An 18,910-nucleotide genomic window follows, 5' to 3' on the forward strand; every position below is an offset into this window, starting at 1 on the left:
GAGCTAGTAGCAGTTTCAATTATTCCCTTGACTTCTTTAATAACAGTATCAACGCCAGCCTCTTCAGCGGCAGCAGGAGGATTATCAACATTCTTGCCAATTGAAGCACCATCATTAGTTGCACTAGCAAGTTTGGTTACAGAGTCAATTAGCTTTGCAATAACATCACTAGCACCTTTAATTGCAGCCTCAACTTCTGTAGTATCAGCATGGGGAGTAGAAGTTATGTCTTTTGCTAAGACATCTAATTTATCTTTAGTTACTGTAAGTCCTTTTTTTATCTTATCAAAATGCTTTTCTACTTTACTTTTCTTATCATTAGATTTAACTGCTGCAAGTCCCAAAGTATCCCCAATAGCATTACCAAAAAAGCCAAAAATCTCTTGAAACCATGTCCTATCTTAACTAATGAATCAAAGAAAGAAATTTTAGATTCAACAGCCAATTTAACTCCTTAAGTTTAATTACAACAATATAGAAGGCAAACTAGACGCATCTCTAATGCTTGCCTTCTAATCTTACTTTTAAGTAATGAATCTATCTATTTTACTACTGAACTGCTGTTTTTGGTTTTCTTACTTCATCTACTTCTTTCTTTACTTTATCAAGGACATTCTTTACTGTCTTTTTAATTATATCTTCTACTGCTCCTAATAACTTATTGACTGCAGTTACTCCTACTCCTTGTGATGCTTTGTCATCATCATTATTATTCGCAGCTAATTTACCATCTTTAACTAATGAACGCAATGCTATTCCTCCTGATACAGCTGCTGCTTTTGATTGATCACTATTTGATACATGAGCTGCAGTACCTCCTACTGCAAATTCCAATGGAGTTGTCTCTGCAGTTACATTACCTGTTATTTTCACAGCTTTACCTTCTGTTGAATTAACTATTGATGCTAGTATTTCCTTACCACTTACTGTTGTTAGTATTGCTGCCGCTTTACCTGAATCTCCTACTGCTGCAGCTCCATCTGTAGCTAATATTTTAGCTCCATCCTTATTATCTGTCCCATTACCTACCTTTACTGCTATATTTCCAACTTCTGGCCTTGCAACCCCTGCTCCCTCTGCTGTGTCCATTATTCCCTTCAATGCTTTAAATGCTTTCTTTAACTCAGCTTCATCTACTGCTGTTCCTTGGGCATTATTTGCTGCCCAACCTACTGGATTAGAATCACCTATTGTTCCTAAGGAGTCTAAATATCCTTTTAATGCTGTCAACGCATCCTTAGCCCTTCAATCGCTTTACTTAATTCTGATTCCTTTTCTTCTTTAACTGGTTGAACAGACTGATCAGTTTTACTTGAAACTGCTAACAATTCTCCTATAGATTTCTCTATACCTCCTGCTAATCCTTTGAAATATACTCCTACGTCATTTTTAGTTGTATCTTTAGTTACTCTTAATCCTAATGTATCTGCTATTAAACCCATAAATGCATAAAAGGCGTCCTGAGCTGTCCTTTCCATGTGCATCATTACTGCACTTAAACTGCTTCCACCTGTAGCTGCCTCGCCATCCTTACCAGCTTGTGGTTGTTGACCACTGCCACAGCTAATAAGTAAAAATAAAGATATAAGTATAGTTATATTAAAGTTTTTAATTCTCTCACTTAATCTATGCTTCATATTATAGTCCCTCCTTATTGCAAGATAAAACAAAGTCATTAATAACGCACTTAAAGTAATTCTTTTCATTATTACGTGCCTCCTTATTACCTCAGAAGGAACAAGATGGTTAACAAGTTTTGAACAAAATAAAAACATAAATACCTTAACATTGCAGAGATTAAAAACAACTAATTTACTAATTGTCTCTAACAAAAAATCAAATAATTTTTGTAAAAAAATAACTAAAAAATAATTAACAGAAAATCAATTAAATAAGGAAGGCTTTAGGTAAATAAATTTACTTTACTAATAATGACATTAATGCTAAGAATATTCCTATATTAAGGGTAATAAGGGTACCAAACATCCAACCATGAAGTCTTAATGTACTCTTAAGTTCCATTTTGTTAACATCAATCTTATTATCCAGGTCTCTAATATCAGATTTTAATTCATTTCTGACTGTATCAATCTTATTATCCAGTTCATTGAACTTAGTATCAATCCTGGTATTAAGATTATTCTCAACAGTATTAATCTTGGTGTCAAGCTCATTAAATTTAGCATCGATTTTGGTATCAAGTTCAGTTTTGACAGATTTAATCTCAGCTTGTAAAAGAGCTTCAACTTTTTCAAGCTTTATATCAAAGTTTTCTTTAAATACTCAATATCTTTATAAGTAAGTTCATTTTTATAATATCTGTAAGACAGATCAATAGCAATATCTCTATTTATCCAGCTCTAGTAAGTTCTGCTATAACCATTTGTTGAGTAACTACTGGTTGAGCAAGTCCCATAAAAATCTCTTTGTATAATTATTATATAATATCTTAACTGTTATAGGAACCTTATATTAGTAAAATATGCTTTAAGAGAACAGATATCCAGAGACAACAACACATATGATGTTGAGAGGCTATCTAATAAATCACCATCACTATTCCCATCTGCTTAGAGGTAACAAAAAGTGCTATTAATGTAGTAATTCTAGTAATTTTATTACTTATAGGTTGAATTGGTACAATCTAAAGTGTTAGGTCTATTTTCTTTGGTTTATCAAAAAGCTCAAATACAGTCTTACCATCAATCCATTGTTGAATGATTGTTATAACTAGCCTTTGAAACCTGAATTATATATAGATAAAAGGAAACGAATCTCATGAAGAGAAAAGTTTTCCTCAAATGACTTTATTTAGTTATGTTTACTAATAATTATTTATTGTTTTCCACTAACTGTTGCGTCTGCAGGTGTAGTAGAATCTGCGGATTTATCTTCTTGTTTAACGGCTGCTAGTGCCTCACTTATTGACTTTAAACCAGTATCAACAGTATTTCTAATAGCTATTATAAGAGTACTTAAAGTCTTACCAACAGCACTAGCAGCAACACCATTAACTGCATTGGCATATTTATCATCATTATTAGCAGCAAATTTACCATCTTTAGCCATAGCTCTCAAAGCAATACCAGCAGCAATCACTGCATCTTTCTGTGCTGATGCACCAAAATCTTTATTATCATCTTTCTTAGCAGCAGCAATGTCAGCTGCATTTTTTGCTTCCTCAATTTTAATCTCACCAGTACCAGCCTCACCCGAATTAGCAATAGCTTGTAATATGTCAGCACCAGTCACTGCTCCTATTGATGCACTTGCAACAGCAGCTTGTGCTTCCTCAGCATTAGCTTTACCACCAAGCAACTTCCCAACTACTTTATTCTTCTCTCCACTAGTTTTAGTAGCATCTGGATTTCCTTCATTGTCTTTTAATACTACACCAACTATTGTTTTAATCCCTTTAACAAGTGTGTTTACTGCATCTTTATTAGCCGGTGCAGCATCAGTATCTTTAACAGCATTACCAATAGCATCGCTACCAGTAGCCCCTGTTGCTGCTATCTTAGCCCCATCAGCAATCTTGTCTAATGTGTTAGTGATAAATGTATCAACAACAGATTTAACTTTTGGATAATTATCATTCTTAGCAACAACATCATTTAGTTTGGCTTTAACTGTGTTCATAGTGTTTGCAATATCATTGAAATACTTCCCTACTTCACTCTTTTTAGTATCTGCTTTAATACCAAAAGCACCAGCAACCATATCAGAAAGAGAAGTAAAAACATCTAAGAAGCCTTTACCTAAATTAGCAATAGAAGTTAAGAATAAGGTTTTAGGATCCTCAGTCTTAGCACTGCCACTGCCACAACTAAGAAGTAAAAATAAAGTCATTAATAACGCACTTAAAGTAATTCTTTTCATTATTACGTGCCTCCTTATTACTTAGGGTAGGCAAGATGGTTAAAAACCTTTGATAAAGCATAAAAACAGAAGATAAAAGAATAAGTACTTTAACATCGCAGAGATTGTGTGTGATTCAACGATTAATGAAGTTAAATTGTATTTAAAAATTTAGTGTTTTGTAAAAAAAATAATTGATAATATATCAATTAAATAAATTCACTTTACTAACAATGACATTAATGCTAAAAATATTCCTATATTAAGGGTAATAAGAGTACCAAACATCCAACCATGAAGTCTTAGTGTACTCTTAAGTTCCATTTTGTTAACATCAATCTTAGTATCGAGATCTTTAATATCAGATTTTAATTCACTTCTAACGTTATCAATCTTAGTATCGAGGTCCTTAATGTCTGATTTCAGTTCACTTCTAACGTTGTCAATCTTGTTATCAAGTTCATTAAATTTAGTATCAATCTTATTATTAAGATTATTTTCAACAGTGTATATCTTAGTATTAAGTTCATTGAATTTAGTATCGAATTTATTGTCCAGGTCTCTAATATCAGATTTTAAGGTTGTCTCAACCCTTTGAATCTCAGCTTGTAATAGTGATTCAACTTTTTCAAGCTTAAGGTTAAAATTATTCTCAACAGTATTAATCTTGTTATCAAGTTCATTAAATTTAGTATCGATTTTGGTATCAAGTTCATCCTTAACACTACTAATCTCATCTTCTAAGTGTTTCAACTTTATATCAAAGTTCTCTTTTAAGAATTCAATATCTTTATAAGTCAGTTCATTTTTATAATATCTGTAAGAGAGATCAATAGCAATATCTCTATTAATACCAGCCTTGGTAAGTTCTGATATAACCATTTGTTGAGTAATAACTGGTTGAGCAAGTCCCATAAAAACACTCCTTATGTAATTATTATATAATATTTTAAGTGTTATAGGAAACTTATTTTAGTAAAATGCGCTTTAAGAGTACGAATACTTAGAGTCAATAACATATATGATGCTGAGAGGCTATCTAATGAATCATCATTACTTTTACCATCTGCTTAGATGTAGCAAATGGCTCTATTAACGTAGCAATTTTAGTAAATTTATTACTTATAGGTTTAATTGGAGCAATCCTAAACTTATGACTCATACGTGCTCTAAGATTAAGAAATGTTTTAGTCACATTCCCATGCCCAGAAGTGTTATCCCTATCTTCAACATAAAGTGTTAGGTCAATTTTCTTTAGTTTATAAAAAAGCTCAACTGCAGTCTTACAATCAATCTGTTGTTAAATGATTGCTGTCAATACTTTGATACCTGAATTATTAGATATAGATAAAGGAAAACAATTCTTATAAAGAGAAGGGTTTTCCTAAAATGACTTTATTTAGTTATGTATATTGTTATTAATTCTGATTATTAACTTTTAGTTTCAGGGGTCTGATTATCAGTAGTTACAGGAGTATCGGTAGCATTAATTTTTATAGCACCTTTAACTTCCTTAAGTCCCACGTCAATAGTATTTCTTATTGCTATTGTGAGAGTACCCAATGCTTTAGTAACTGCACTTATTGCTGCTCCTTTAATTACAGTAGCAACATCAGCATTACCAGCATTATTTCCATTAGCAAATTTACCACCTTTAGCTATTGCTCTCAGTACTATTCCTCCTGCTATAACTGAATCTTTAGCATTAGCACCAGCAACTTGCTCGGCACTATTCTTAGCTAACGTAGCAGCACCACCATCTTTAACCATAGCCTGTAATATGTCAGCACCGGTTACAGCACCAACAGCCTTTGCTGCATCAGTTGCTACTTTTTTGGAATTGTTTTGATCACCAGCAGGACCATTACCAGTAGCAAATAGTTTACCTGCTTCACCATCAGCAGCATTAGCAGTTCTTGAACCACCATCACTAGCCTTATTAGCATCCCCAGCCTCAGCATTTCCTTTATCTCCAAGTATCACTTCTACTAGATCTTTAATCCCTTTTACTAAGTTTTCAATACCATCACCTTTAACACCACCTGCAGCTGCATCATTACCGGCAGTAGCAACATTAGCAATTGGGTTATTATCAGAACCAATAGCCTCACTTGCAATCTTAGCACCATCAATTATCTTACTAAGTGTTTCACTAACTAGTTTGTTAACAGCGGTCTCAGTTATAGAAGCATTGGGATTATTTTCAGATTTCATATCAGCAACAATTTTATTAAGCTTATCCTTAGTACCTTGTACAGTCTCTTGAATTTTCTTAAAATAGTTCCCAACATCAGACTTCTTAGTATTAGTATCAAAACCTAAAACCCCTCCAACCATATCACTAAGGGAAGTGAAAACATTTAAGAAGTCATTACTTAAACTAATAACAGATTTTAAGAATCTACTCTAAAGAGCCTACAAATAAGTAATCTAAGTTCTTATTAAGAGATAAAATAAGTTAAATAATTATTTATAAGATCTCTCCAATACTTTATAGTTTTAAGCTCTGGTTTAGTTTCAAAAAACTTGAGTATACTCGAATCATCATCATTCTTTAATTGTATTAAAAACTTATCTATCATTTCTAAACTATCAAAAGGTGCATCATCTAATACCGAATGCATTTTTTTAGATGCTTGTAGTAATTTCTTGTAATAATAATACTTATCAGGTACACGTCTGGTCAGCTTATCAAGTTTAATTACAGATTTATGACTTACAGATTGCTGTTTTGTTATGCCCTTAGTTACTGTTTTACTATTAATACCTTTATCTTTCTTTAAAGAATTTACAGGTAAAACATCTACACTACTAGCTTGTTTTTTATTAGCTTCTTGAACATGCTCCAAAGAACTAGCATCAGTATCAACTTCACTCTCAATTAAAAGGTATGCTACAAGAGCATATCTTTTAAAATATGTTATGCATGAACCTACAAGTTCAGGTAATGTATTTTGATCTTTGCTCTCGTTGATGTTAATTCTTTGCTGTAAACAAGTGTATTAAATGAATATTCATATCCATTATTGGGACTGTAAAATGTTGTTGTAATAACATTAATTGTATTATCTCCTACAACTTTAAATGTTGGGCATTGCATGAAATCAATATCTAAATTATTGTTCTTTATAACACTCTTAATTTCCCTTATTATCTCATTAAAATCTTGAGATTTATACCCATATCCATTAAGATTCTTCGCAACACCACTTAAATGCATTTGTAGACTGTGCAAAGACTTTAGAAAGTTTATCTCTGCTTGATTTTCATTTGTTACTGAACTTTGCTCATTTATTCTTATATCTGTTACTTTCCTTGTTTGTTCATTTAGCTTCTTAACTGCTTTACGCATTCTAGTTTTTGTATTTATAATATTTTTTGTCATATTTAATCTCCTTGTTTTTGACAGCATCATTAAGTACGAAACTAATAATTTAGTATAAAAGTTAAGTCTTTGTTAGCACCTTTTCTTGAAAAACTTGCTAACAAAGACTTAAAGTCTGTCTAAATTGAACAAAATAATAAGGTAGTACTAAAATGATAGCACTACTGACAATGACTAAAATACAACAAATTTCAAATAAAATCAATCCTTATTTATAATAAATTTTTTATCCTATAGAGGACTTACTTATTAAAGACATAACAATAGATATAATTATTGATAGTCCTATTGCCATAATAATAATAATAATAATAATAATTAACATTCTATTTCCTACACCAAGATTTTCTAAGCAAACTGCATTATTACTCTGTATTTCTTTAAGTAAATTTTTTCTAGATTAGATACATCCTTTTGTAAATTCCTCTCTACATTAATGATTTGCTGTTCTAATGAATTCATTTTTTTCTCTTAAAACTTCAAAGTTAGAATTATCATTATGAAATAAAATTCACCTCTTCTTCAGTAAAACCCTTATTTAAAAACTCCTTCTTTATAATGTTCTGTTCTATACATATTATATGCTAAATTATTCATAAATACTCCTTATATCTAGCCCTTTAAACTTTTAAATTTCTTCATAAACTCTTCGAGTAAATCTTTTTTGTCTTTAAAAAGTTCATCCATTAAAAAGTTTGTAAACTTGGCATTTTGCTTATAAAAAGCATAACTATCTTGATTCTTAAGCTGAAATCTTAATGGCTTTATTGAATTTACTCTTGATTTCTTTATTGATGTACTTTCTTTTTCCGCCAAAAAGGATAAAGACTGCCTAAATCCATTTTCAACTAGATATTCTTCTTTTAAAATTCCATCTTGAATAGCACTAGCTATTCTTAAATAAGAATAGGCCTGTGATTTAGCCAACTTATAATCTTTTATAAATTGAGAAAAACTTTTATACCCGTCTAACTTATAATATTCTTTTTCCTTTATCTCTCTTAAAATATGCATGGCTTCTATTTTATTATAGATATCATCTTTTATATTATCCTTTAACTTGCTTTTTAAAAGTTTAAATCTTTTTTGGTCATCACTTACGTTAATATCATCATTAGTTAATAAAATAGAATTTTTGTCATTGTTTAAGTCTCTTGCATTAATTATTATTTCATCATTATTTTTTTTATTCATAAATTCCCTTTACTCTGTTGAATTTTTACAGTTTTCCAGCGCTGGACAACTTATACTAGAAACTCCTATTGTATCGTTATTAACAACTTATGCGATATAATAAATTACTCAATATTTGATCATATTCTATGATATAATCCGACTTTAAATCAAAATTACTGTTACTTGCTATTCTTTTATTTAAATTTTCCCTTTCAGATACGATACCTAAAAAGGTATCCTTTGCTTGAATTATTTTCAATAATTTTTTATGGGTATTATTTTTTTTAAACCTTGTTATAATAAAGAAAATTGGTATTAACCTTTCCAATTTTTTAATGAAAAACTCTAAAAGTTCATAGCTTTCAATTGTCCATTTCTCAGCTGTCATTGGAACTATAATATAATCAGTGGAATTTAAAGAACATTTTAATGTAAAATCTAAACTGGGATTAGTATCAATCACTATGTAATCATACTTTACTTTTAACCTCCTTAATTCTACCTTTAGCTTTAAATCAATAGATTTATGCCTATTTGCACAATAAAAATCTTCATTTAAACTGTGTAAAGTTAAATAACTAGGAAGCAAATCTAAACTACCTTCAATATTAAAAATTGCATTAGCAATCTCTAAATTTCCTTTTAAAACTTCACATATATTTTTTTCCATTAAATTTATATTTTTTTCTTTTATTTCATTAAAAAAATAACTAGTAACTGAAGCTTGCGTATCCATATCTATTAACAGTACTTTATATTTTTGAGCCAATAGCGTTGCAAATATGATTGAGCTCGTACTCTTTCCAACACCACCTTTAATCGAAGCCAAGGTGATTATTTTAGGTTTTTTTCTATCCATTTGGTTATAATGCCTCCTTCCGGTAATTTTTTACCATAAAATTTATATACTTGTTCTTCTAAATTGATTATTAGTTCAAGTAAAAATTGACTATATTGTGTTTCTGATTTTTCTTGCTTAATCAAACGAGATATCCCCTTAATATAACAAAACACACTTCCTTTTTTAAATCTAAATTCTATGTAATAAACCTTTGAAAAAGTATATGACCTAATAACACCATTTTCTTCATATTTTGTTATGATATTTTGCACTGGCTTTCTATAGCCATAACAAATACCTAAGAATTTGTCATCTCCTTTTATAGAAAACAAATTAATCGTGCTTATCTTTTCTTGGTTAAATAATCCTCTAAATGCGATAAAAAACTTATTATTCTGTCTTCTATGAACTCCAAACGTATATAAATCATTCATCACCTTTGTGTGATATATTGTTTTGTTATCAATTTCTTCTATTTTTGTAAAAAGACCTCTGCTTTTTACTTTATCCTTAATTTCTAACTTTTTATCTTTAAGGCGTTCTAACACGCTTTGCATAACTAATCCTCAACTAGTAATTTTTTTAGATTCTTCTAATTGTAAATAATTTTTATTATTTATAATCAACTCTAAAAGTTCATAGTAGTAATGGTTACTAAATACTTTTCTATATTCTAATTTGTTTTGTTTGTTTAAATAATTCTTTAATATTGGTACTAAAACCGATATGTTCACTTTGGATCTCAATTGTTCAAGAAGTACGCTAAAGATGTTATTCCTAGTATCTTTTTCATTTTCTTTTGTGTTCTTATTAGTATATTCAATTGTTTTTTTAATTTTTTCTATTATTTTTTCTAGATCACTGTATTTATCTTTTTCTATGATAAAGTGGGGTTTATTTTTATATTGTTCATAAAAATTTTGTATTTGGGTTTCTAATTGTTTGCTGTTATATCCTTCATTCTTTAGATTAGCTTTTGTTTCATTTAGTATTTTACTTAATTCTTTTTGTTTACTCTCAAGTTTAGTGTTATTTGGTTTAGTATCATTTATTTTTTCATACCCACTATTTTCAGCTATTTTAATGGCTTTCAGTGCTTGAATTTTAAAATCTTTGTCTGCCTTTAAATTCAAAATAGAGAAGAAAGCATTTGATTTAAAATTGCATTTCTTAGCGTACTTTTCTACTTGTAACCTTTCCATAGATTTTATGTTGTTCTTATCTTCTTCTTTTTTATTATAAGAATTATTAAAACACTCCCATTTTTCTACATTGCTATTTTGAATGCAGGTCTTTTTAATATACGCACTAACACGTTTTTTATGTCTTTCTTCTTTTTTATCTCTAAAGTGTTTATTTATTATGCGATGACATTCTTTTTTAGAGTATTTAAGTTTGTAATGAATTTCAGTTCCCATATTTACACCCAAATGTCTGTGATAATTGATTGTCACTTTAAATTCTTTTTCTAATTTATAAAGATAGCTTTGTAGAGTTTTAAGTTTAATAGGTTTTTGGTCGTTTTTTTTCATATTGTTATTAAAGTAATAAAGTATGTTGCTTTGAGTATATTGCTGAATATTTAAGTTCATATAATTTAGTGTTGATATTAAAACGATTAATTTGTGTTGATGTTTGTTTGTAGGTTTTTTTGTGCTCCTCATTTAAAACTCCTTATTATTTGTTCTATTACTAATCATAATAACGTAATTATTACCGGAAAGTAAACTAGTCTTTAATAAAAAATATTTTTTTGTTATAAAACAAATAATAAGGAGTTTTAATATGATAAATGTAACAAAAATAAATGAGTAAAGATCAGAGGTAAAGATGCAACAATTTAGTTTGGTACGGACAGATGGTGTTTAAAGGATTTGAATCATTTGCATATCAGAGTCAAAAAAATCTTTAAAGATAAACAAAAACAAGTAAGTAAAATAAGCAGGATAGGACGTAAATTACCAAAAATTGGTAAGGATGAATGTTTTAAGTTTAATAGGAAGGTTGATTTTAGTATGCAAAGAAAAGTCTTAAAGCGTATAGGTGTTGGAAGCATGTTTATTGGTGCTGATTCTTTAGAAAAATTAATGCGAGAGCGAATACTTAAAGCTATAGGAAGAGAAATACCATTTGAAGATAACTTAAGCATGAGGAAGGGAAATGAACTAGAAAACCTAGGATTTAGAGAATTTGTACGTATACACGCAAGTAATATTAAAATGTTACATAAAAACAAATATGCAAACGGTGTTGACAAATATAATTATTTCAAAAAATTTAAGGACCGAGACACATTAGTTGGTTTGATAATTGATAGATGGTTTTTGGGTAGCGGGGGAGAATCAGAGTTACTCGAGATCAAAATTATTGATAATTTTTACTTGAAAAATGCGGCTGTTGAATACAATAAGACTGGTAATTTTTTAGAAAATAAATATTTCTTCAAGTATTATGTTCAAGTACAAATGCATTTACTGTGTACAGGTTTAAACAAGGGTAATTTATTTTTTATTATAGGTGGTGAGCTAGTCAACTGTGTAATTGAGAGAGATAATAATTTTATTAGTGATGTAATGGTTAATGTTTCAAGATTAGAGCAGGAAGTTAGTCGTATTGCCAAATCTTTAAAGTCAAAGAGTGATATTGATATTGAGAATATTGAGTTAGATGAACTGAGTGTTATTATTGGAAATTTTTTAAAGAATAGCTTTGTATATCAAGATTTGTTTGATATAGATTTCAAATTTGACTTTTATAGTTACTCTTACCATTTTTATAACGAGTTTAATTTATTCTCTCTTAGCTTATTTATTTAGGATATTATTTAGGATATTTGTTGCCTTGTTCTCTTAAATCTTTCTTTCTTAAATATTATTTCTTAACTTTTATCTTTGATTATAAGGGGTGTATTTAACCACTTCCGCCTGCTTGACAAGTGCTTGTTGCGTTTTCTTTAAAACCATTGAGTGTATCATTGTCTATTTTACTGAAATATCCTTGTACAACGGCTTTAAATCCATTTTTACCCTCATTATTTCCATTACATTTTGCAAGTTCATCATTTATATGTTTAAGTGCAGCTTTTATCTTTTCTTCGTCAAAACTTAAAAATTGACTAAACTTACTTTCATTACCCAGAGCCTCTTTTAAAAAATCCAGATTTGTTTTTTCCGTATCATTTAATTTTTCTCTTAACGCTTCTTCAGGTGTTTTTTGTACTTCTGATTGTTCTTCCAAGTTTCTTTTAACTCTACTTTTAGGTGTAGCATTTCCATGCTCATATTCACAACTACTAATTAGTAGTAATAAAACCAAAATAAAATTAATTTTATTCATATAAAACCCCTTATCTTTTTTGTTTTAAAAATATATCTCTATTTACACATCTTTAAGGTACATATACTTATAAGTATTAATTGTTTTTGTAAAATTTATTGCTTTGTTATAGAGTTTATGCTATCTTGTGTTAGATTTTGTTAATCTATACTAGGTTTAAAAAGATATGAGTAGGGTAAAGAAATCGTTTGATGATTATATTGTGTATTTTAGAGAAGGCAAGCTTAATGACGCTAGTATTGCAAAAGAGATGGGAGTGAGTCGTGCTAATGTAGGAAAGATGAGACGCAGGTGGGAAGAGATTAAAGATAACCCTGAGTATATGACTGGTACTTCTAAGCTTACTATTTGTGGAGATACTTTCAACGCTATGATTGGCACGTAGTATTGAGACTGAGAGTGAAGCTAATAGACTTAAAGATCAAGTAGAGATTGAAAAAAATACTAATAATTTTATAATAGGTAATTCCCAAAAATCATTAAAGATTAATGTTTGAGAGCAGTTTGAAAAGATTGCTAGTATGCTTAAAATACCCTTTAGGCCAAAATTTTCTAATACATCGTATTTTGAAATAGACTCTTTAAAAGTTAATTTGTATGGAGGAGATAGGGCAAATGATTTTGAGCGGTTTAGAGGCTCTAATTCGGCACTCATTTACGTTAATGAAGCAACTACACTTCATAAGGAAACATTAATAGAATGTTTAAAAAGACTTAGAGTAGGTATGCAAACAATTATCTTTGATACCAATCCTGACAGTTCAGAGCATTTCTTTAAAACTGATTATATTGATAACACAAAAATTTACTCTACATATAACTTTACAACATATGATAATGAATTAATTTCTAGAGAATTTATTAAAACCCAAGAAGAGATTTACAGGGACATACCAACATATAAAGCAAAGGTTCTACTTGGAGAATGGGTTGCATCTAATGATGCGATATTTACTAATGTTAATCTTACAAGTAACCATGAATTTAGAGTACCAATAGCATATTTAGATTCTGCATACAATATTGGAGGAGATAATACTGCTATTTGTGTGTTAGAGCGAGTAGATCAAAGTTATTATGCATTTATATTTCAAGAAAAGTTACTATAACAGTTAAAATATTATATAATAATTACATAAGGAGTGTTTTTATGGGACTTTCTCAACCAGTAGTTACTCAACAAATGGTCATCGCTGAACTTACTAAAGCCGGTATTAAGAGAGACATCGCTATTGATCTGTCCTACAGATATTATAAAAATGAACTGACTTACAAAGATATTGAATTCTTAAAAGAAAATTTCGATATTAAACTTGAAAAGGTAGAAGCAACTTTACAAACTAAGATTCAAAGGGTTGAGACGAACTTAAAATCCGATATTAGAGACCTGGATAACAAGATTAATACTGTTGAGAATAATCTTAACACCAAAATAGATACCAAATTCAATGACCTTGATAACAAGATTGACAATGTTAGAAGTGAATTAAAGTCTGATATTAAAGACCTCGATACTAAGATTGATGTTAACAAAATGGAACTTAAGAGTACATTAAGACTTCATGGTTGGATGTTTGGAACTTTAATTACCCTTAATATAGGAATATTCTTAGCATTAATGTCATTGTTAGTAAAGTAAATTTATTTGATTATCTCCCTTATTTAATTGATTATATATCAGTTATTTTCTTATCAAAATCATTTTATTATTGTTAATAACAATCAATTTTATTAATTGTTAAGTCATACACAGTCTCTATAATATTAAAGTATCTATGCTTTTAGTTTTTGTTGTTATCTTATTCAAAGGTTGTTAACTATCTTGCTCCTTTGAGTAAAAAAGAGAGGCACGTAATAATGAAAAGAATTACTTTAAGTGCGTTATTGATGACTTTATTTTTACTTCTTAGCTGTGGCAGTGGGAGTGCTAAGGTGGAAGATCCTAAAACCTTATTCTTAACTTCTATTGCTAATTTGGGTAAAGGTTTCTTAGATGTTTTTACTTCTCTTTCTGATATGGTTGCTGGTGCTTTTGGGATTAAGGCTGACACTAAAAAATCTGACATTGGTCAGTATTTCACTTCTATTGAGACAACTATGAACACAGTTAAAAAGAAGTTACAAGAGGAAGTTGCTACGAATGGTAACTATTTAAAGATAAAGGAAGTAGTTGATACTTTTATCACTAACACATTAGATAAGATCGCTGAAGGAGTAAAAGAAGCAGCTAAAGGGGCTACAGGAGAAGATAAGATTGGTGGTGCTCCTAAAGAAGGTCAGGATGCTGCACCTGCAGAGGTTGCAAGTGTAAACGCTCTTGTTAAAGGGATTAAAGAAATTGTTGGTGTGGTTCTGAAAGACAATGAAGGGAGTGCAGAGGCTACTAAAACAGCAGAAGATGATAAAAAGGATATTGGTAAGTTGTTTGATGGTAGCAAAGATGATGCCAAAGAAGAAAATATTGCAAAGGCATCAGCAAGTATTGGTTCAGTGACTGGAGCTGACATCTTAAAAGCTATTGCTAAATCCACGGAAGAGCCTAAAGCTGATCAGGGTGAGGGAATTGAAAAAGCTACAGATGCAGCTGAGATTGCTATTGCTCCGGCTGCTAATGGTAAAAAAGAAATTAAAGATGCAGCAGCACAAAAGGACGCAGTTATTGCTGCTGGTATTGCTTTAAGAGCTATGGCTAAGGGTGGTAAATTTGCTGCTAAGAGTAATGAAGAGAAATCTGCTCATGCAGTAAATGGTGTTGCTGCTAGTGCAGTAGGTAAGACTTTGAGTACTCTTATAATAGCAATAAGAAATACTGTTGATAGTGGTTTAAAGACAATAAATGCAGCTCTTGCTACAGTTACACAAGAAGATAAGTCTGCAGATTCTACTACTCCTGCAGACGCAGCAACTGTTGGACAGCAACAATAAAGAATTATTAATAAACATAACTAAATAAAGTCATTTAAGGAAAACTTTTCTCTATTCATAAGAATTGTTTTCCTTTTATCTATATATAATAATTCAGGTTTCAAAGGCTAGTTATAACAATCATTCAACAACGGATTGATTGTAAGACTGTATTTGAGCTTTTTTATAAACCAAAGAAAATTGGCCTAACACTTTATGTTGAAGATAGGGATAATGTGTCATGGCAGGGTAATCTTATTAGGATCTTTCTTACACTTAGATGAAGTTTGAATCATAAGTTTAGGATTGTACCAATTAAACCTATAAGTAATAAATTTACTAGAATTGCTACATTAATGGCACCTTTTGTTACCTTTAAGCAGATGGGAATAGTGATGATGATTCATTAGATGGCCTCTCAGTATCATATATGTTATTGACTCTGTATACCCGTTTTCTTAAAGCATATTTTACTAATATAAGGTTCCTATAATACTTAAGGTATTATATAATAATTACATAAGGAGATTCTTATGGGCCTTGCACAATCAGTAGTTACTCAACAAATGGTTATAGCTGAACTTACTAAAGCTGGTATTAATAGAGATATTGCTATTGATTTATCTTATAGATATTATAAAAATGAACTGACTTACAAGGATATTGAATATTTAGAGACTACTTTTAACCTTAAGCTTGAAAAGGTAGAAGCAACCTTACAAGCTGAGATTCAAAGGGTTGAGACAACCTTAAAATCTGATATTAGAGACTTTGATAATAAGATTGACAACGTTGAGAATAATCTTAATACCAAGATTGATACTAAATTCAATGACCTGGATAACAAGATATACACTGTTGAAAATAATATTAACACTAAGATTGATATTAAATTTAATGACCTTGATAATAAGATTGACACAGTTAGAAGTGAATTAAAATCTGACATTAAAGACTTGGATACTAAGATTGATGTTAACAAAATGGAGCTTGATAGTAAACTTGATAAAACCGCATCTGAACTTAAGAGTACATTAAGACTTCATGGTTGGATGTTTGGAACCCTTATTACACTTAATATAGGAATATTCTTAGCATTGATGTCATTATTAGTAAAGTAAATTTATTCAACTAGCCCCTTATTTAATTGACCTTCTGTCAATTATTTTTTTTACAAAGTAATTCAATTTTTTGTTAAAAACAATCAATTTTGTTGATTGTTGCATCGCACACAGTCTCTGAAATGTTAAAGTATCTGTGTTTTTAGCTTTTTTATTTTATGTTCAAAACTTGTTAGCCATCTTGCCCTTGTTGAGGTAATAAGGAGGCACGTAATAATGAAAAGAATTACTTTAAGTGCGTTATTAATGACTTTATTTTTACTTATGTCTTGTAATAATTCAGCTTCTTTCCCTAAAGATGGGCAAGCGGCTAAATCTGATGGTACTGTTATTGACCTAGTTACAATAACTAACAACATAAAAGACACTGTTGCTTTTGCTAAGAGTGTTAAAGAAGTTCATACTTTAGTTAAGTCCATTGATGAACTTGCTAAGGGTATTAAGAAAAAGATTGGTGAAAATGGGTTGGAGGATGATAATGGTGGTAAAAATGGTTCATTACTTGCAGGGGCTTTTAGTGTTGCTATAGCTATAGAAGCTAAATTGTTAGCTTTGGAAACAAAAACAGTTGATAATGAACTTAAGAAACAAGTTACTGCTGCTAAAACTGAAAGTAAAAAATTCTTAGACAAATTAAAAGAAAAGAAGGATGATCTTGGAAAAGAAGATGCTTCTGATTCTGATACAAAAAAAGCTATAGATAGAAAAAATGAAGCTAATGGAGATAAAGGAGTTTCTGAACTTGGTAAGTTGAATACAGCAGTTGATGCATTGTTAAAGGATGCTAACGCTGCAGTAGAGTCTGCAATTAAGGAGCTTACAACTTCTGCTAAACCTTCTAACACCTAAGGTGTAAACAATTTAATTTATTATTATAAGATTACTTTTTAATCAATCGTAATTATCTGATAAAATAAAGTCTATAAATAATAAGCTAGGAGTTTTCTTCTCTTAGCTTTTTTTCCTTTTTTATTCTATCTTTATTTGCTTTACTTCTTTATTATACTTCTTAAGATTTTTTTGATTTCTTTTATCTTTTAGACTTATTTATTCCTTGATTTTAACTTGTTTTAGAACTTAATAATAACTTAGATTACTTATTTTACTTCTTAGCTGTGGCAGTGGGAGTGCTAAGGCTGAAGATCTTAAAACCTTATTCTTAACTTCTATTGCTAATTTAGGTAAAGGTTTCTTAGATGTTTTTACTTCCTTTTCTGATATGGTTGCTGGGGCCTTTGGCATTAAAGCTGACACTAAGAAAAGTGAGGTAGGGAAGTATTTTACTGATATTGCAAACACTATGAACACAGTTAAAGCCAAACTAAATGATGTTGTTGCTAAGAATGGGAATTATGTAAAGATAAAAGAAGTAGTTGATAAGTTTATCACTAACACACTAGACAAGATCGCTGAAGGAGCGAAGGAAGCGGCTAAAGGGGTTACTGGTGATGTTATTATTGGGAATACTGTTAAGAATAGTGATGCTGTACCTGGAGAAGCAACAAGTGTAAAAGCTATTGTTAAGGGAATTAAGGCTATTGTTGACATAGTTTTAAAGAAGGATGAAGGTAAAGCAGATGCTGATGCTACCAAAGATGATAGCAAAAAAGATATTGGTAAATTATTTACTGCAACCACTGATGCGAATAGAGCTGATAATGCTGCAGCGCAAGCAGCTGCCGCGTCAATAGGAGCAGTAACCGGGGCTGATATATTAAAAGCTATTGCTAAATCTAAAGAAAATCCTAATGCTGATGGTACTGAGGGAATTGAAAAAGCAGAAGATGCAGCAGAGATTGCACTTGCTCCAGCTAAAGATAATAAAAAAGAGATTAAACATGGAGCAAAGAAAGATGCTATTATTGCGGCAGGAATAGCTTTAAGAGCAATGGCTAAGAATGGTAAATTTTCTATTAAAAATAATGAAGATGAGGCTGTAACGACAGTAAATAGTGCAGCAGCAAGCGCAGTGAACAAGACTCTAATTACTCTAATAATAGCAATAAGAAATACTGTTGATAGTGGTTTAAAGTCAATTAATGATGCTCTTGCTACAGTTACACAAGAAGATAAATCTGCAGATTCTACTAAGACAACAGAAATAACATCTGATCAATAATAAAGAATTATTAATAAAACATAACTAAATAAAGTCATTTGAGGAAAACTCTTCTTTTCATAAGAATTGTTTTCCTTTATCTATTTGTAATCATACTCAGGTCTAAATAGTATTGATAGCAATCCTTTAACAACAGACTGATTGTAAGACTACATTTGAGCTTTGTATAA

At 30.2% G+C, this 18,910-nt stretch carries 17 protein-coding genes and 7 pseudogenes; 8 read left to right on the forward strand and 16 right to left on the reverse strand.

The window, feature by feature from the left end:
- Window positions 1–65: 65 nt before the first annotated feature.
- From BT0_RS05220 to BT0_RS05275, 15 genes and pseudogenes are all read right to left on the reverse strand, one after another.
- A pseudogene (locus BT0_RS05220) lies at window positions 66–448 on the reverse strand (variable large family protein); the annotation flags it as partial.
- Window positions 449–549: 101 nt separating this feature from the next.
- Window positions 550–1,637 (reverse strand): annotated as a pseudogene (locus BT0_RS05225) (variable large family protein).
- Window positions 1,638–1,917: 280 nt separating this feature from the next.
- A pseudogene (gene bdr, locus BT0_RS05995) lies at window positions 1,918–2,416 on the reverse strand (Bdr family repetitive protein).
- Between the two features lie 419 nt (window positions 2,417–2,835).
- The gene (locus BT0_RS05235) at window positions 2,836–3,879 is read right to left on the reverse strand and encodes a variable large family protein (protein WP_215533928.1); all 1,044 of its coding nucleotides are present in this window, start codon (window positions 3,877–3,879) and stop codon (window positions 2,836–2,838) included.
- A gap of 198 nt (window positions 3,880–4,077) precedes the next feature.
- Window positions 4,078–4,773, reverse strand: a complete 696-nt coding sequence (gene bdr / locus BT0_RS06000; RefSeq protein ID WP_236842874.1) for a Bdr family repetitive protein — start codon at window positions 4,771–4,773, stop codon at window positions 4,078–4,080.
- A gap of 124 nt (window positions 4,774–4,897) precedes the next feature.
- Window positions 4,898–5,053, reverse strand: coding sequence for a hypothetical protein (locus BT0_RS05845; RefSeq protein ID WP_161491440.1), 156 nt, complete (start codon window positions 5,051–5,053; stop codon window positions 4,898–4,900).
- Between the two features lie 236 nt (window positions 5,054–5,289).
- Window positions 5,290–6,264, reverse strand: a pseudogene (locus tag BT0_RS05245) (variable large family protein); the annotation flags it as partial.
- A gap of 35 nt (window positions 6,265–6,299) precedes the next feature.
- Complete coding sequence (locus BT0_RS06005) at window positions 6,300–6,707, reverse strand: hypothetical protein (protein WP_088895214.1); 408 nt, start codon at window positions 6,705–6,707, stop codon at window positions 6,300–6,302.
- A gap of 21 nt (window positions 6,708–6,728) precedes the next feature.
- A pseudogene (locus BT0_RS06165) lies at window positions 6,729–6,839 on the reverse strand (ERF family protein); the annotation flags it as partial.
- Window positions 6,791–7,243, reverse strand: a complete 453-nt coding sequence (locus BT0_RS06105) for an ERF family protein (protein WP_088895215.1) — start codon at window positions 7,241–7,243, stop codon at window positions 6,791–6,793. The gene BT0_RS06105 and the pseudogene BT0_RS06165, both read right to left, overlap by 49 nt.
- Window positions 7,244–7,636: 393 nt before the next feature.
- Window positions 7,637–7,840, reverse strand: a pseudogene (gene bdr / locus BT0_RS06215) (Bdr family repetitive protein); the annotation flags it as partial.
- Window positions 7,841–7,855: 15 nt separating this feature from the next.
- Window positions 7,856–8,437 (reverse strand): chromosome replication/partitioning protein, encoded by a 582-nt coding sequence (locus BT0_RS05260; RefSeq protein WP_088895216.1) that lies wholly within the window; start codon window positions 8,435–8,437, stop codon window positions 7,856–7,858.
- Window positions 8,438–8,516: 79 nt separating this feature from the next.
- Complete coding sequence (locus BT0_RS05265) at window positions 8,517–9,278, reverse strand: ParA family protein (protein WP_181005563.1); 762 nt, start codon at window positions 9,276–9,278, stop codon at window positions 8,517–8,519.
- A complete protein-coding gene (locus tag BT0_RS05270; protein ID WP_088895217.1) occupies window positions 9,254–9,817 on the reverse strand; it encodes a DUF226 domain-containing protein in 564 nt (187 codons plus the stop codon). Before BT0_RS05270 ends, BT0_RS05265 begins: the two co-directional genes overlap by 25 nt.
- A 9-nt stretch (window positions 9,818–9,826) precedes the next feature.
- Window positions 9,827–10,924: a plasmid maintenance protein gene (locus BT0_RS05275; protein WP_088895218.1), complete on the reverse strand. Its 1,098-nt coding sequence runs from the start codon at window positions 10,922–10,924 to the stop codon at window positions 9,827–9,829.
- A gap of 219 nt (window positions 10,925–11,143) precedes the next feature.
- Here BT0_RS05275 and BT0_RS05280 point away from each other — a divergent pair, with 219 nt between their 5' ends.
- Window positions 11,144–12,076: a hypothetical protein gene (locus BT0_RS05280; protein ID WP_088895219.1), complete on the forward strand. Its 933-nt coding sequence runs from the start codon at window positions 11,144–11,146 to the stop codon at window positions 12,074–12,076.
- Between the two features lie 94 nt (window positions 12,077–12,170).
- Here the strand turns inward: BT0_RS05280 and BT0_RS05285 are convergent, their stop codons facing one another.
- Window positions 12,171–12,596, reverse strand: a complete 426-nt coding sequence (locus BT0_RS05285) for an Mlp family lipoprotein (RefSeq protein WP_088895220.1) — start codon at window positions 12,594–12,596, stop codon at window positions 12,171–12,173.
- 166 nt (window positions 12,597–12,762) lie between these two features.
- Between BT0_RS05285 and BT0_RS05290 the strand changes: the two genes are divergently transcribed.
- The 7 genes and pseudogenes from BT0_RS05290 (at window position 12,763) to BT0_RS05320 (ending at window position 18,740) form a co-directional block, all read left to right on the forward strand.
- Window positions 12,763–12,981, forward strand: coding sequence for a DUF603 domain-containing protein (locus BT0_RS05290; protein ID WP_088895221.1), 219 nt, complete (start codon window positions 12,763–12,765; stop codon window positions 12,979–12,981).
- A gap of 28 nt (window positions 12,982–13,009) precedes the next feature.
- Window positions 13,010–13,696: pseudogene (locus BT0_RS05295) on the forward strand (PBSX family phage terminase large subunit); the annotation flags it as partial.
- 50 nt (window positions 13,697–13,746) lie between these two features.
- Complete coding sequence (bdr, locus tag BT0_RS06020) at window positions 13,747–14,235, forward strand: Bdr family repetitive protein (RefSeq protein WP_088895223.1); 489 nt, start codon at window positions 13,747–13,749, stop codon at window positions 14,233–14,235.
- Window positions 14,236–14,453: 218 nt separating this feature from the next.
- The gene (locus BT0_RS05305) at window positions 14,454–15,521 is read left to right on the forward strand and encodes a variable large family protein (protein ID WP_088895224.1); all 1,068 of its coding nucleotides are present in this window, start codon (window positions 14,454–14,456) and stop codon (window positions 15,519–15,521) included.
- A 512-nt stretch (window positions 15,522–16,033) separates the two neighbouring features.
- Complete coding sequence (bdr, locus tag BT0_RS06025) at window positions 16,034–16,621, forward strand: Bdr family repetitive protein (RefSeq protein WP_236842875.1); 588 nt, start codon at window positions 16,034–16,036, stop codon at window positions 16,619–16,621.
- A 216-nt stretch (window positions 16,622–16,837) separates the two neighbouring features.
- Window positions 16,838–17,470 (forward strand): Vsp/OspC family lipoprotein, encoded by a 633-nt coding sequence (locus BT0_RS05315; RefSeq protein WP_145954727.1) that lies wholly within the window; start codon window positions 16,838–16,840, stop codon window positions 17,468–17,470.
- 250 nt (window positions 17,471–17,720) lie between these two features.
- Complete coding sequence (locus tag BT0_RS05320; RefSeq protein ID WP_088895226.1) at window positions 17,721–18,740, forward strand: variable large family protein; 1,020 nt, start codon at window positions 17,721–17,723, stop codon at window positions 18,738–18,740.
- The last annotated feature ends 170 nt before the right edge of the window (window positions 18,741–18,910 follow it).

This window comes from Borrelia turicatae 91E135 (assembly GCF_000012085.2).
Taxonomy (GTDB): domain Bacteria; phylum Spirochaetota; class Spirochaetia; order Borreliales; family Borreliaceae; genus Borrelia; species Borrelia turicatae.